Origin of the sequence: Baekduia alba, from assembly GCF_028416635.1 — a bacterium.
GTDB lineage: Bacteria > Actinomycetota > Thermoleophilia > Solirubrobacterales > Solirubrobacteraceae > Baekduia > Baekduia alba.
In genome coordinates, this window is sequence record NZ_CP114013.1 from 5,742,688 (window position 1) to 5,755,184 (window position 12,497).

Below are 12,497 nucleotides of genomic sequence, written 5' to 3' on the forward strand. Positions count from 1 at the left end.
CACCATGTCCGCGATCCGCATCCTCGGCATCTCCGGAAGCCTCCGGAGCGGGTCCCACAACACGGCCCTCCTCCGGGCGGCGGCGCTGTCGCTGCCGTCCGGGGCGGAGCTCGAGGTCTACGACGGCCTCCGGGACCTGCCGCCCTACGACGCCGACCTCGACACCGCCGAGACCGAGACCGAGGCCGTCGGGCGGCTGCGCGACGCGATCGCGCAGGCCGACGGCGTGCTGATCTCGACCCCCGAGTTCAACGGGTCGATCCCCGGCGCGCTGAAGAACGCGCTGGACTGGGCCTCGCGCCCGTTCCCCGACAACAGCTTCAAGGGCAAGCCCACCGCCGTCGTCGGCGCGTCCACCGGCCTCTTCGGCGCGGTGTGGGCGCAGGCCGAGACCAAGAAGGTCCTCGGCATCGTCGGCGCCGACGTGCTGGACGGCGAGCTGCCGGTCGGCCAGGCCACCGGCGCCTTCCGCGACGACGGCCGTCTGCTCGACGACGATCTGCGCGACGCGCTCGAGGAGCTCCTCGGCGTGCTGGCCGCACGGGTGGGAGCCCGGGACTCCCAGGCGGTTTAGTGTGCTCCATGTGGTCCCCAAGTTCGAGCTGCCGATGTCGGACCCCGCGCCGGCGGAGCGGGAGCGGGCCGACGCGCGACGCAACCGCGAGCGCATCCTCTGCGCGGCCGCGCGGCTGATCGAGCGGGTCGGCATCGACTGCATGTCGATGGACGACGTGGCCGCCGAGGCCGGCGTCGGCAAGGGCACGCTGTACCGGCGCTTCGGCGACCGCTCCTCGCTGCTGCGGGCCCTGATCTCCGAGCCCGAGCAGGACTTCCAGGACGCGCTGATCCGCGGCGCGGCGCCGCTGGGTCCGGGTGCGGCGCCCGACGTCCGGCTGCACGCCTTCGGCGACGGACTGCTGCGGTTCCTGGAGCGGCACGCCAGCTACATCCAGGCCACCGAGCTGCTGGGCGGCGGCCGGCGCTACGGCCATCCGGTCTACGCCTTCTACCGGACCCACGTCTCGCTGCTGCTGCGCCAGGCGTGCGGCGAGTCGCCCAACCACGAGTACCTCGTCGACGCGCTCCTCGGCCCGCTGGCCGCAGAGCCGTTCCTGTACCAGCGCGACCTGCGCGAGATGTCGGTCGACGAGATCTGCGCGGGCTGGCACGGGCTGTGCGACGCCGTGCTGGAAGGCGCGCGCGCCTCGGCCGCGTCGCCTGCCACCGCCGCGCCGGCCGGCGCGGCCTAGCTCAGCGGTAGCCCGGCGACGTGTAGACGGCGCCGGCCGCGGCCGAGGACACGAACGGGCCGCCCGGCGGCGTGCCGCCGGTGACCGAACCGGTGACCGGCAGCTTCGGCCACGAGGCCGTGTTGCCGGTGACCTTCGCCGGGCAGCCGGCGTCGTAGACGTTGGGCCACACGCTCGTGCCCAGGAGCTTGCTCGCGCTGGGCTTCACGTACACGTTGCTCAGCGTGGTGACCGGCGCGCTGCAGCCGTTGCTCAGCCACAGCAGGTAGCCGCCGTCGGCGGCGCCCACGTCGTCGTAGGCGAGGTCGACGTTGCTGAGCTCCATCGTCCCGATCGGGCCGAGGTCGGGCTTGGCGAAGATCCCCTGGTAGTTGGAGTCGGCGCTGAGGTGGTCGACCCGGAGATCCTTGACGCCGCCGTAGGGCTGGACCACGTCGGTGTGGCTGCCGGCGGCCGAGCCGCGCAGGCTCGAGGCGCGCACGTTCTCGAGCTGGACGGTGGCCGCGGGCGCCGAGATCCGGATCGCGTCCGCGGTGTAGCCGGTCGAGCCGTCGATCCACAGCCCCTCGACGTGCACCGTGCCGGCGTTGCTGCGCAGCTGCAGCGCCGCGTCCTCGCCCGAGTTGGCCGGCAGCTTGATGTGGCCGCCCATCACCACGACGTTGCGCCCGCCCTCGATCCCGAGGCTGCCGTTGTGCGTGTAGGAGGGCAGCTTGATGATGTAGTCGCGGGCGTTGTCGAGCGTGTACCACTGGTCGCCGTCGGCGACGGCGATCGTGGTCGGCGCCACCAGCGCCGGGGCCGGCCAGCGCAGGGTGCCGCCGCCGGGCGTGGCGCCGCCGCCGGTGCCGGTGGGCGTGGTGCCGGTCGTGGTCGTCGCGCCGCCGGGCGTGGTCGTCCCCGTGCCGGGCGTCGTGAGCGCGCCGCCGATCGTCCCGGGGTCGGTGGAGGACCCGTCGCCGGGCGCGATCCGGGCGGTCGTCGTCAGCGCCACCGTGTCGACGTAGAGCCGGCGCTTGCAGCCGCGGCGCGCGAGCGCGTGGCTCATCGAGATCGTGACGCGGTGCGGCCCGGCGGCGAGCGCGCGCCTGATCGCCAGCGTCCGGTAGCGCGTGAAGGCGATCCGGCGGTTGAGGATGAGCTTGTGGTCGACGCTGACGCGCAGCACGGGTGCGCCGCCGCAGCGCTTGGCGCGGACGCGCAGGGCCAGGTGGTCGGCGGGCGCGCCGAGCGTCGCGTCGCCCGTCAGCGCGGCGCGGGCGCTGAGCATCATCGTGTGGCCGCCCTCGGCGGAGCGCTCCTGGATGACGCGCGCGGCCTTCGAGGGGTGGGTCAGCTGCTCGCCGCCCAGCGTCACGAGGGCGGTCGGCGGCTGCTGGGCGGTGGCAGCGAAGGCGGTCGCCGCGCCGCAGGCCAGCGAGAGCAGGAGCGTGGGCACGGCGAGACGCTGGGCGGTGGGGTGACCGGGCATCGTGACGGACGGACGGAAGGGCGCCTGCTGGAGCACAGTCTGGCGCCCAGGCGCGCCAAGTGGCAATCCCCTGTGTTGGGGGTGATCGCCGCGTGCCTCCGCACGCCGCCGCTAGCCGCCCAGCGGGAGGGTCGCCGTGATCGTCGTCGCGGCGCCCGCGGTGCGCAGGCGCCAGGAGAGGCGGACGCCGTCGTAGGCGTGCGCGGTGACCGTCACGCCGAGCGTCTGGCCGGCACGCAGGCGGCGGCCGAGCTTCGCGCGCAGGTCGAGCGTGCGGTGGGCGCTCTCGCGCGCGAGCGTGCGCGACGTGAACGGGCAGCCGCGGCCGGCGCACGTCGCGACGACGGTCGCCCGCGGCGGCAGCCTGGTGAGCTTCAGCGTCCGCGGCCGCGGCCCGTCCCAGCCCGCGGAGTACTTGGTGGGGTTGGTCAGGCCGAGCTGATGCACGCCCCACGGCGGGTTGGCGTTGACGACGCGCCCGGGCGCGCAGGTCGCGGTGAACGGCGCGAACGCGGACGTCGGGTGGCTTGCCTTGATGGTGTACCTGCCCGCGGGCACGACGGGCCAGATCACGCCGCCGTCGGCCGACGACATCGGCTGCGACCGGTCCGGGATGACGTCCTTGTTGAAGTAGACGGGTGCCGGCAGCGCGGGCGTCGCGCTCGCCGTCGCGCCCGCGACGCCGTGGGCGCCGTAGCCGACGAACGCGTCGTAGTCGAGGTCGCGCACGTCGCGCGTGGAGAACGTCGAGACGATCGCGCACTGCACCGGGTTGCCGTCCGCGCCGACCGGCACCTGCAGCAGCGCCGCGAGCGCGCCGTAGATCGCATCGCTCGGCGTCTGGAAGTTCACCCGCTCGAGATCGCGCCCCGCGACCGTCGTGAACGTCTGGAGGTAGATCGTGTGGTGCCCCGCCGCGTTGACGTACGGCGTGACGCTCCGCCCGCTCGGGACCTTCAGGTCGTACGTGCCGTCCGCGGCCGCCGTCGCGCCCAGCGTCGGATCCTCGGCGACCCGGATCTGCGCACCGCCCAGCTTCAACTTGGTGTTGTTGAACTCGTACGCGGTCCCGCGCAGGTGCACGGTGGCGGCGGAGGCGGTCGCCGCCGTCATCGACGCCGCGACGGCCGCGGCCAACTGCGCGGCGCGCAGCATGCTCGCTAGCGCCCCTCGGCGCGCAGGATCTCGGCCAGCGCGGCGCGGCCGACGTCGAGCTGGTCCTCGGTCGGCTCGCGGGTGCCGAGGAGGCGTTGGAGCTCGTGGCCGGGGCGGCGGAGGAGGTGGGTCGTGCGGGAGCCGTCGTGGCGCTCGGACCAGGCGAAGACCTCGACGGCGATGCCGATCGAGGCCAGCGACACGGCGGCGCCGGACACCGGGCCCGGCTTGGCGACGACCTTCTTCAACAACGCCGCCCCGGCGACGTTGGAGGCCAGCAGCGGCGCCATCAGGTGCGAGCCGCAGCGGTCGTGCTCCTTGGTCGCGTCACGCGCGTCGCCGGCCCCGGACTCGTAGGCGCCGATCGCCTTGTGCTCGACGCCGTGGTAGGCGGCCAGCTCACCGCCGCGCAGCGCGAGGAACGACGGCAGCAGCGACAGCCCCGCGAGCGCGGCCTCGGCCGCGACCCCGCCGCCGCCGCGCCGGCGCTTGAGCAGCGCGCCGCCGGCCATGACCGCGACCGCCGATCCCACGACGCGCGCGTCCTGCCACGGCAGCCGCGCCGCCGGCAGCGCGCGCTTGACCAGCGGGATGACCGCCATGGCCTCGCCGAGGCGCAGGACGCCGCGCGCGCCCGGCACCGCCTCGACCGGCCCGCCCACCCGCGGCTTGCGGCCGGACGCGGTCGCGATCGACCCGTCGGGCGCGCGCACCGAGGCGGCCCACATCGTCGGGCCGTGCACGAGCAGCCCGTTGCGCAGCGCCATGCCGCCGAGGCGCAGCGGCTCCGGGTCGGCGACGGTCATCCGAGCAGCTCCCGCGCGATCGCCGTGTAGGCGCGCGCGGCGAACCCGACGTCGGCCGCCTTGATCCGCTCGTCCTTGCCGTGCACCAGGGGCCACATCTCGACCAAGGACATCTCGCGCTGCGGGAAGAAGCCGTAGGCCACGCACTCGGCGAACGCGTCGCGGAACGCGCGCGAGTCCGTGTAGGCCGGCAGCATCGTCGGCACGACGCGCCCGCCCGGGTCCTCGGTCCCGACCCAGTTGCGGATCGCGTCCATGAGCGGGGACTCGGTCGGCGAGCCGTTGCCGACGACCTGCTCCAGGAACGACAGCTCGAAGCCGTCGTGGCCGGCGAGCACCTCGCGCAGGCGCGCCTCGGCGGTCTCGCGGCCGTGGCCCGGCGGGACGCGGCAGTCGACCTTCAGCGTGGCCTTGGCCGGGATGACGTTGATCTTCTCGCTGGCGGTGATCATCGTCGGCGCGAACGTCACGGAGATCATCGGCTCGGCGAACGCCGCCAGCGCCGGGTTGACCGCCGCGAGCGCCTCGAGCCCGTCGACCCCCAACGCGGCCATCAGCGCCTGCGGCGCCTCGGTCAGGTCGTGGCCGGGCCGGCGCGTCGCGAGCGCCTCGATGATCGGCGCGAGCTTGGGCAGCGCGTTGTCGGCGACGTTGGGCATCGACGCGTGGCCGGCCGCGCCGCGCGTCGTCAGCGCCATCCGGAAGACGCCCTTCTCAGCCGTGCACACGCCGTAGAGCCGCTCGTCGCCGTGCGGGATCACCGTTCCGGCACCCTCGTTGAGCAGGTAGTCGCAGCGGACGAGCTCCGGGTGGTTCTCGGTCAGCCAGATCGCGCCCTCCTCGCCGCCGGTCTCCTCGTCGACGACGACGATCACCAGCAGGTCGCCGCGCGCCGGCCGCCAGCCGGACTCGGCCAGCACCAGCGCGGCCGCCGCCTCGGCGGCCGTCTGGGACTTCATGTCCTGCGCGCCGCGGCCCCAGACCTCGCCGTCGACGAGGTCGCCCGACCACGGGTCGCGCGCCCACTCCGACGGATCGGCCAGGACCGTGTCGACGTGCGACAGCAGCCCGAGGACCGGCCCGTCGGCGGCGCCGCGCAGGCGCGCGACGAGGTTCGGCCGCTCCGGCGTGCGGCCGACGAGCGTCACCTCGAAGCCGGCGGCGCGGAACGGCTGGGCCAGCTCCTCCTGCAGCGTGCGCTCGTCCCCGGGCGGGTTGACCGTGTTGTGGCGGATGAGCTGCTGCAGGAGCGCGACGGCGCGCCCCTCGAGATCGGCACCCATGCCCTGACCCTAACGCGGGCGCCGTTCACTCTCGCCGGGCGATGGACGCTCACCCTTCCGGAGTGGAGGATCGCGACCATGCCCGACACCGCCTACCCGCCCGACAAGGGCACTCCCGCCTACCTCGCCGAGTTCGTCGGCACGCTGATCCTCGTCCTGGCGATCTGCGGCTTCATCTCGCAGTCCTCGCCGTCCGTGAACCTGCTGACGATCGGCCTGGTCCACGCGCTCGCGCTGATGGCGCTGGTCGGCGCGATCGGCTCGCTGTCAGGGTGCCACGTCAACCCGGCCGTCACGGTCGCGCTGCTCACGATCCGCAAGATCTCGCCGCGCGACGCGACGGGCTACCTCGGCGCGCAGCTCGCCGGCGGCGTGTGCGGCGCCCTGCTGGCGCGCGCGTTCTTCTCCGCGCGCGGGGAACTCCTGAACTACGGGGCCGCCACGGTCTCGCCGCGCTACCTGCACGGCGGCAGCGTGTGGCTGGCGCTGCTGGCCGAGGCGATCGGCGCGTTCATCCTGGTGTGGGCCGTGATGGGCACGGCGGTCAACCCGGACGCGCCCAAGGGCGTCGCGCCGTGGGCGATCGGCGGCGCGCTCGGCCTCGCGGTCCTGATCTTCGGCCCGGCGACCGGCGGCGCGTTCAACCCGGCGCGCTGGTTCGGCCCGGCGCTCGTGTCCGGCACCTGGACCGACGGCTGGCTGTACGTGATCGGCCCGATCCTCGGCGCCGCGGCCGCCGCGCTGTCCTACCTGGCGATCATGGATGCGTCGTCCCGCGTGGGCGCCGCGCAGGCGCCGGAAGTCGGCGAATCGGCGGTGCTGCCACCGGCCGGAGGGATCGCGCCCCAGCCGTAGTCGACTCGGGGTCGGCGGCGCGCGCCGCCGACCCTGCGATCCTGGAGGGCAGTGTCTGACCAGCTGTTCTCCTTCGGCGACGAAGCGCCCGAGCCCTCGACGAGCGACGGCGCGCCCACGGTCGAGCCGGGCGCGCCGCTGCCCGCGCGCATGCGCCCGCGCACGCTGGCCGAGCTCGTCGGCCAGGAGCATGTGCTCGGCGACGGCTCGTCGCTGCGCGTCGCGATCGAGCACGGCCGGCCGTTCTCGATGATCCTGCACGGCCCACCCGGGACCGGCAAGACGACGCTGGCGCGGATCGTGGCGACCAGCGCCGACGCGGCGTTCGAGGAGCTGAGCGCGGTCCAGGCGGGCAAGGCCGAGGTCACGCAGGTGATCGCACGGGCCCGCCAGCGGCGATCGCATCCCACCCCCCGCGCCACCGTCCTGTTCCTCGACGAGATCCACCGCTTCAACAAGGCCCAGCAGGACGCGCTGCTGCCCGCGGTCGAGGAGGGCCTGGTCACGCTCATCGGGGCGACGACCGAGAACCCGTACTTCTCGGTCAACTCGGCGTTGTTGTCGCGGTCGCAGGTGCTCGAGCTGCGCGCGCTGACCAGCGAGCACGTCGAGACGCTGCTGCGCCGCGCGATCGAGCGCGGCGAGCTGGGCGACGTCGTCGTCGACGACGACGCGGTGGCGTTCCTGGCGCAGCGCAGCGGCGGGGACGCCCGGAGCGCGCTCGGCGCGCTGGAGCTGGCGGCCGAGACGGCGGGCGACGGCCCCCACCCGCCCACCGTCGCCCTGGCCGGGGCCGAGAGCGCGCTGCAGCGCAAGGCCGTCCGCTACGACCGCCAGGGCGACCAGCACTACGACCTGATCTCGTCGTGGATCAAGGCCACGCGCGCCAGCGACGTCGACGCGTCGCTGTACTACCTCGCGGTGATGCTCGAGGGCGGCGAGGATCCGCGGTTCATCGTCCGGCGCATGGTGATCCTGGCCAGCGAGGACATCGGCAACGCCGACCCGCGCGCGCTGACGGTCGCGACCGCCACGGCGAGCGCCGTCGAGCTGGTCGGCCTGCCCGAGGGCGCGCACGCGCTGGCCCAGTGCGCGGTCTACCTCGCGATGGCGCCGAAGTCCAACGCCTCCTACAAGGCGCTCGGCGCGGCGCGGGCGCACGTCCGGACCCACGGCGCCCAGGCGCCGCCGGCCTACCTGCGCTCCGGCCCGCTGGCCGACGAGGGCTACGACTACCCGCACGACCACCCCGGCCACGTCAACGGCCAGGAGGTCATGCCGCCCGGCCTGGAGGGCACCCGCTTCTACGCGCCCGACGGCCAGGAGGCGCCGTTCGCCGAGCGCCTGGCCGCGCTGCGCAAGGCGCGCGGCAAGGACTAGGACATGACCTCCGCCGACGCGCAGGACGCAGACGCCGAGCCTCCGACGCTGCGCGCGGTCGCGCCCGCGACCGGTGAGGCGCTCGGGACCGTCGCGGTCGCGTCGGCGCGCGACGTGCGCGCCGCCGTCGCCGAGGCCGCCGCGGTCCAGGGCCTGTGGGCGCAGCTGCGGCTCGCCGATCGCGCGCGCTACATGGCGCGCGCCGCCCAGGCCGTCATCGACGAGGCCGACGAGCTGGTCGACCTCATCAGCCGCGAGCAGGGCCGGCCGCGCACCGAGGTCGAGATCGGCGAGCTGCTGCCGGCGATCGAGACGCTGCAGTGGCTGGCCGAGCACGGGCCGGGGATCCTGGCCGGCGAGCGCGTCCGGCTGTCGCGCGCGCTGCATCCGCTGACCCGCGCGCGCTGGAGCTACGAGCCGCTCGGCGTCGTCGCCGTCCTCGGCCCCGCGGCCGAGCCGTTCGCGACGCCGCTGGGCGACGTCGCGGTCGCGCTGATGGCCGGCAACGGCGTCGTGCTCAAGCCGTCGCCGCACGCGGCGCTCAGCGGCGCGCGGATCGCCCGCGTCTTCGCGCGCGCCGGCCTGCCGCCCGGGCTGCTCGGCGTCGTCCACGGCCACGCCGCCACGGGCGGCGCGCTGGTCGACGCGCCGGTCGCGCAGGTGCGCTTCACCGGCTCGTCGGTCGCGGGCGCCAAGGTGCTGGAGGCGTGCGCGCGCGGGATCAAGCGCGTCGTCGCCGAGCTGGGCGGCGCGGACGTCGCGATCGTCTGCGCCGACGCCAACGTCGCCCGCGCGATCGACGGGATCGCCTGGGGCGCGTTCGCCAACGCCGGCCAGTCCGGCGGGTCGATCGAGCGCGTCTACGTGCTGCGGGAGGTGGCCGACCAGTTGTTGGAGGGGTTGGTCGCGCGCGCGGGCGGCCTGCGCGTCGGCGACCCGCGCGCGCCCGAGACCGAGGTCGGCCCGCTGGTCGGCGGCGAGCGCCTGGGGCGCGTGGTCGAGCTGCTCGACGACGCGGTCGCGGCCGGCGCGACGCTGCGCTGCGGCGGGCCGGTCGAGGTCCCCGGCCTGGCCGGCGCGTTCTGCGCGCCCGCGGTCCTGACCGGCGTGCCGGCCGCCGCCCGGCTCGCGCGCGAGGAGGCGCCCGGCCCGGTCGTCAGCGTCGCGGTCGTCGACCGCGAGGAGGACGCGATCGCGCTCGCCAACGCGTCGCCGCTCGGGCTCGGTGCGTCGGTCTGGACCGCCGACCGCTACAAGGGCGCGCGGATCGCGCGCGAGCTGCGCGTCGGCATGGTGTGGATGAACGACCACCGCGTCGCGCGCAGCGCGCCGCAGCTGCCGTGGGGCGGCGTGCGCGGCTCCGGGATCGGGCGCGCCCGCGGCGCGATCGCGCTGCGCACCTGCGCCGAGCCGAAGGTCGTCACGTGGGAGCCGCCGCGGGGCAAGGCGTTCTGGTGGTTCCCCTACGACGCCGCGCTCGGCAAGACCGTCCGGGCGCTCGCCCACCTGCGCTCGACGCGCGACGCCGACCGCGAGCGCGGGCTGCGGGAGGGCGCGGGGCCCGCGATCACCGTGGCGACGCGCACGCTGAAGACGCTGCGGCGCCGCTAGCGTCGTGATGCGGAAGCTCGGCCGCAGGATCCCGGATGCTCAGGCGGGGGCGAGCGCCCGGAGACGGCCGTCGAACTTCTGCATCACGGCACGAGTCCAGCGGCAACTGCGGTGGCGAACGCACCCCGCGCTTTCGCCACCGCAGCACCGAACCGCTGCACGCTCGGACTGGCGCCTCCCGTCGCTCCGACCCGAGGAGGCGCAACGTAGGGATGCGCGGCGAGCCCAGGGCCGGACGTGGAAGAAGTGCATCGCTTTGCACCGGGAAAGCGACGCCTACGCCTACACCTCGGCTCAGGCCAGGGCGCGGAGCCCCGCCGCGGTCGCGGCCGCGACGAAGATCACCACGAGGACCGGCGCGCGGAGCAGCACGGCGACCAGCGCGGCGCCGAGCCCGGCGGCGCGCGGATCCAGGACGAGGTCGCGGCCGGTCGCGAACGTGTTGGTGACGATCAGCGCGGCCAGCAACGTCGGGGCCAGCAGCGCCATCGCGCCGACCAGGCGCGGCGGCAGCGCGCGGCCGCCGAGGACCGCGGGCGCCAGGCCCTTCAGCACGAGCGTCCCGAGGCCGGCGCCGAGGACGACGATCCAGGTCGTGCTCACCGGGCCGTCCTCAGGCCCGCCAGGCAGACCACCGACGCCGCCACGATCGGGAGGCCCGGCGGCGTCAGCGGCACCATGATCAGCGCGATCGCCGCGCCCGCCAGCGCCGCCAGCAGCAGCCGCCGCTCCCGGATCTGACCGGCGAGCAGGGCGAGGAACAGCGCCGGGAACGCGGCGTCGAGCCCCAGCGTCTCGGGGTCGCCGAGCGCCGAGCCGGCCAGGACGCCCGCGGTCGAGCACACCACCCACGCAGCCCAGATCGTCGCGCCGGCGCCGACGAGCAGGCGCGGGTCGTAGCGCCCGCCGCCGAGGTGGCTGACCGCCCAGGACTCGTCGACCGCGACCTGGCCCTGCGCCGCGCGCGACAGCGGGCGCCCCGGCAGCCACGGCGCGACCGACAGCCCGATCGGCAGGTAGCGCGCGTTGAGCAGCAGCGCGGCGACGATCGCGGCGACCGCGGTCCCGCCGTCGTGGACGATCGAGACGGCGGCGAACTGGGCGGAGCCGGCGAAGGTCACGATCGAGAAGACGATCGTCTCCAGCGCGGTGAAGCCGGCCTGCCGCGCGAGCACGCCGTAGGTGATCCCGAAGCCGCCGACGGCCACCGCGAGCGGCCAGGCGCGGCGGGCGCCGTCCAGGTACGTCGTTCGTTCCATTAGCATGCACGTTCGCTATGGCGAACGAAATTGTCAAGGTCGTCGGGACCAACCTGCGGCGCCTGCGCATCGAGCGCAGCCTCTCGCTCTCCGACCTGGCGCGGGCCAGCGGCGTCGCGAAGGCGACGCTCAGCGCGCTGGAGGGCGGGCGCGGCAACCCGACGCTGGAGACGCTGTCGGCGCTGGCCGCCGCGCTGCAGATCCCGATGGGCGACATCATCACGTCGGCCGACCCCGCGCCCGTGACGGTCGTGCGCAACGACGAGGGCACCGACATCCCGGGCACGGCCAACGACCTGCGGCTGATCGCGCGCTTCACGCCCGGCGGGACCGTCGAGGTCTACGAGGCGCAATGGCCCAAGCGCTCGACGCGCAACGCCGGCGGCCACGGGCCGGGCACGCGCGAGCACGTCTTCGTGACGCGCGGCGGCCTGAAGGTCGGGCCGCTCGGCCGCGAGGTCGGGCTGGCCGGCGGCGACTACGCGACGTTCGCGGCCGACGAGCCGCACCTCTACGAGGCGCGCGCCAACACGCGGGCGCTGCTGCTGATGCAGTGGGCGCCGGGCGCGCCTCAGGCCGCCGCCGCGCCGACCGCGCCCGGCACGTAGCGCCAGCCGCGCGGCAGCAGCGGGACGAGCACGCGCTTGGCGTACTCGGCGCCGCCGCGCAGGGCGATCGCGCGGGCCGGGTCCCACGAGAAGCCGTAGCCGCGCCGGATGCCGCGCGGCAGCAGGCCGACGGTGATGAAGTTGGCGAGCTCGACGAGCGGCCGGACCTTCAGCGGCACCGGCGGGCGCAGGACGACCTCGATGCCGACCGCGCGCGCCGTCGGCGTGACGACGAGGTCGCCGGACCGCAGCATGTCGTTCATGTAGGCCTCGAAGCCGGCCCACGTCGCGGGCATGTCGGCGTCCTTCAGCCCGAAGAGCCGGCCGATCACGCGGTAGTCGCGCCAGTAGGCGTCGCGCTCGCCGTCGGTGAGGCCGGTGACGTAGCGCTCGTAGACCAGGACGGCGGAGTCGACCAGGCACGCGACGATCCACAGCAGCAGCTCCGGGTCGTCGGCGGCCCACGGCGTCCCGGCCGGGAACGGGCCCGCCGCGCGCGGCAGGACGCCCTTGGCGCGCGCATGCATGGCGCGCACGCGCCGCGTCTTGCGATCGGCCTCGGCGCGCGGGCCCCACGCGACCGCGTCCATGACCTCGGCGGTCCGGCGCAGGCGCAGGTAGGGGTCGTCGAGCGAGCCCGTGGCCATGAAGAAGCCTTCGAAGGCGACGGGATGCGCGGCCATCATCAGCAGCGCGCGCGGGCCGGAGAGGGCGACGACCTTCTCGCGATGGACGCGCCGGAGCAGGGAATCGTCGCTGAAGTAGGTGGGCGTGGGGTTCGTCACGGTGATGTCTGAAGACGGTACGGCCGTCTACCCT

At 75.2% G+C, this 12,497-nt stretch carries 13 protein-coding genes; 6 read left to right on the forward strand and 7 right to left on the reverse strand.

Annotated features, from left to right (window positions below; translation table 11 throughout):
- The first annotated feature begins 4 nt into the window (after positions 1-4).
- Together DSM104299_RS28655 and DSM104299_RS28660 are read left to right on the forward strand one after the other, a co-directional pair.
- Positions 5-574, forward strand: coding sequence for an NADPH-dependent FMN reductase (locus DSM104299_RS28655; RefSeq protein ID WP_272475097.1), 570 nt, complete (start codon positions 5-7; stop codon positions 572-574).
- Between the two features lie 10 nt (positions 575-584).
- A complete protein-coding gene (locus DSM104299_RS28660) occupies positions 585-1,250 on the forward strand; it encodes a TetR/AcrR family transcriptional regulator (protein ID WP_272475098.1) in 666 nt (221 codons plus the stop codon).
- Between the two features lies 1 nt (position 1,251).
- Here DSM104299_RS28660 and DSM104299_RS28665 read toward each other — a convergent pair whose 3' ends face one another.
- From DSM104299_RS28665 to DSM104299_RS28680, 4 genes are all read right to left on the reverse strand, one after another.
- The gene (locus DSM104299_RS28665; protein ID WP_272475099.1) at positions 1,252-2,688 is read right to left on the reverse strand and encodes a hypothetical protein; all 1,437 of its coding nucleotides are present in this window, start codon (positions 2,686-2,688) and stop codon (positions 1,252-1,254) included.
- A 144-nt stretch (positions 2,689-2,832) separates the two neighbouring features.
- Complete coding sequence (locus DSM104299_RS28670) at positions 2,833-3,876, reverse strand: hypothetical protein (protein ID WP_272475100.1); 1,044 nt, start codon at positions 3,874-3,876, stop codon at positions 2,833-2,835.
- 5 nt (positions 3,877-3,881) lie between these two features.
- Positions 3,882-4,682 (reverse strand): DUF1385 domain-containing protein, encoded by an 801-nt coding sequence (locus DSM104299_RS28675; protein ID WP_272475101.1) that lies wholly within the window; start codon positions 4,680-4,682, stop codon positions 3,882-3,884.
- Entirely contained in the window at positions 4,679-5,965 is a 1,287-nt protein-coding gene (locus DSM104299_RS28680; protein ID WP_272475102.1) for a M20/M25/M40 family metallo-hydrolase, read from the reverse strand. Before DSM104299_RS28680 ends, DSM104299_RS28675 begins: the two co-directional genes overlap by 4 nt.
- A gap of 78 nt (positions 5,966-6,043) precedes the next feature.
- On the opposite strand from DSM104299_RS28680, the gene DSM104299_RS28685 reads away from it, so the two are divergent.
- From DSM104299_RS28685 to DSM104299_RS28695, 3 genes are read left to right on the forward strand one after another with little or no spacing between them, the layout of a single operon-like run.
- Positions 6,044-6,820: an MIP/aquaporin family protein gene (locus DSM104299_RS28685; protein ID WP_272475103.1), complete on the forward strand. Its 777-nt coding sequence runs from the start codon at positions 6,044-6,046 to the stop codon at positions 6,818-6,820.
- A gap of 51 nt (positions 6,821-6,871) precedes the next feature.
- The gene (locus tag DSM104299_RS28690; protein WP_272475104.1) at positions 6,872-8,200 is read left to right on the forward strand and encodes a replication-associated recombination protein A; all 1,329 of its coding nucleotides are present in this window, start codon (positions 6,872-6,874) and stop codon (positions 8,198-8,200) included.
- Positions 8,201-8,203: 3 nt separating this feature from the next.
- Entirely contained in the window at positions 8,204-9,811 is a 1,608-nt protein-coding gene (locus DSM104299_RS28695; protein WP_272475105.1) for an aldehyde dehydrogenase family protein, read from the forward strand.
- A gap of 294 nt (positions 9,812-10,105) precedes the next feature.
- On the opposite strand, the gene DSM104299_RS28700 is transcribed toward DSM104299_RS28695, so the two are convergent.
- Together DSM104299_RS28700 and DSM104299_RS28705 are read right to left on the reverse strand one after the other, a co-directional pair.
- Positions 10,106-10,414, reverse strand: coding sequence for an AzlD domain-containing protein (locus DSM104299_RS28700; protein ID WP_272475106.1), 309 nt, complete (start codon positions 10,412-10,414; stop codon positions 10,106-10,108).
- Positions 10,411-11,070: an AzlC family ABC transporter permease gene (locus DSM104299_RS28705; protein ID WP_272475107.1), complete on the reverse strand. Its 660-nt coding sequence runs from the start codon at positions 11,068-11,070 to the stop codon at positions 10,411-10,413. The genes DSM104299_RS28700 and DSM104299_RS28705 overlap by 4 nt, the downstream gene beginning before the upstream one ends.
- A gap of 17 nt (positions 11,071-11,087) precedes the next feature.
- Between DSM104299_RS28705 and DSM104299_RS28710 the strand changes: the two genes are divergently transcribed.
- Entirely contained in the window at positions 11,088-11,678 is a 591-nt protein-coding gene (locus tag DSM104299_RS28710; protein ID WP_272475108.1) for an XRE family transcriptional regulator, read from the forward strand.
- Here DSM104299_RS28710 and DSM104299_RS28715 read toward each other — a convergent pair.
- Complete coding sequence (locus tag DSM104299_RS28715) at positions 11,642-12,463, reverse strand: oxygenase MpaB family protein (protein ID WP_272475109.1); 822 nt, start codon at positions 12,461-12,463, stop codon at positions 11,642-11,644. The genes DSM104299_RS28710 and DSM104299_RS28715 overlap by 37 nt on opposite strands.
- Between the last annotated feature and the right edge of the window lie 34 nt (positions 12,464-12,497).

Bases quoted from the DNA above. Each gene is read 5' to 3' on its own strand.
- DSM104299_RS28675 (WP_272475101.1), bottom strand. From the start codon at position 4,682: ATGACCGTCGCCGACCCGGAGCCGCTGCGCCTCGGCGGCATGGCGCTG.
- DSM104299_RS28655 (WP_272475097.1), top strand. From the start codon at position 5: ATGTCCGCGATCCGCATCCTCGGCATCTCCGGAAGCCTCCGGAGCGGG.
- DSM104299_RS28685 (WP_272475103.1), top strand. From the start codon at position 6,044: ATGCCCGACACCGCCTACCCGCCCGACAAGGGCACTCCCGCCTACCTC.
- DSM104299_RS28680 (WP_272475102.1), bottom strand. From the start codon at position 5,965: ATGGGTGCCGATCTCGAGGGGCGCGCCGTCGCGCTCCTGCAGCAGCTC.
- DSM104299_RS28705 (WP_272475107.1), bottom strand. From the start codon at position 11,070: ATGGAACGAACGACGTACCTGGACGGCGCCCGCCGCGCCTGGCCGCTC.
- DSM104299_RS28710 (WP_272475108.1), top strand. From the start codon at position 11,088: ATGGCGAACGAAATTGTCAAGGTCGTCGGGACCAACCTGCGGCGCCTG.
- DSM104299_RS28695 (WP_272475105.1), top strand. From the start codon at position 8,204: ATGACCTCCGCCGACGCGCAGGACGCAGACGCCGAGCCTCCGACGCTG.
- DSM104299_RS28670 (WP_272475100.1), bottom strand. From the start codon at position 3,876: ATGCTGCGCGCCGCGCAGTTGGCCGCGGCCGTCGCGGCGTCGATGACG.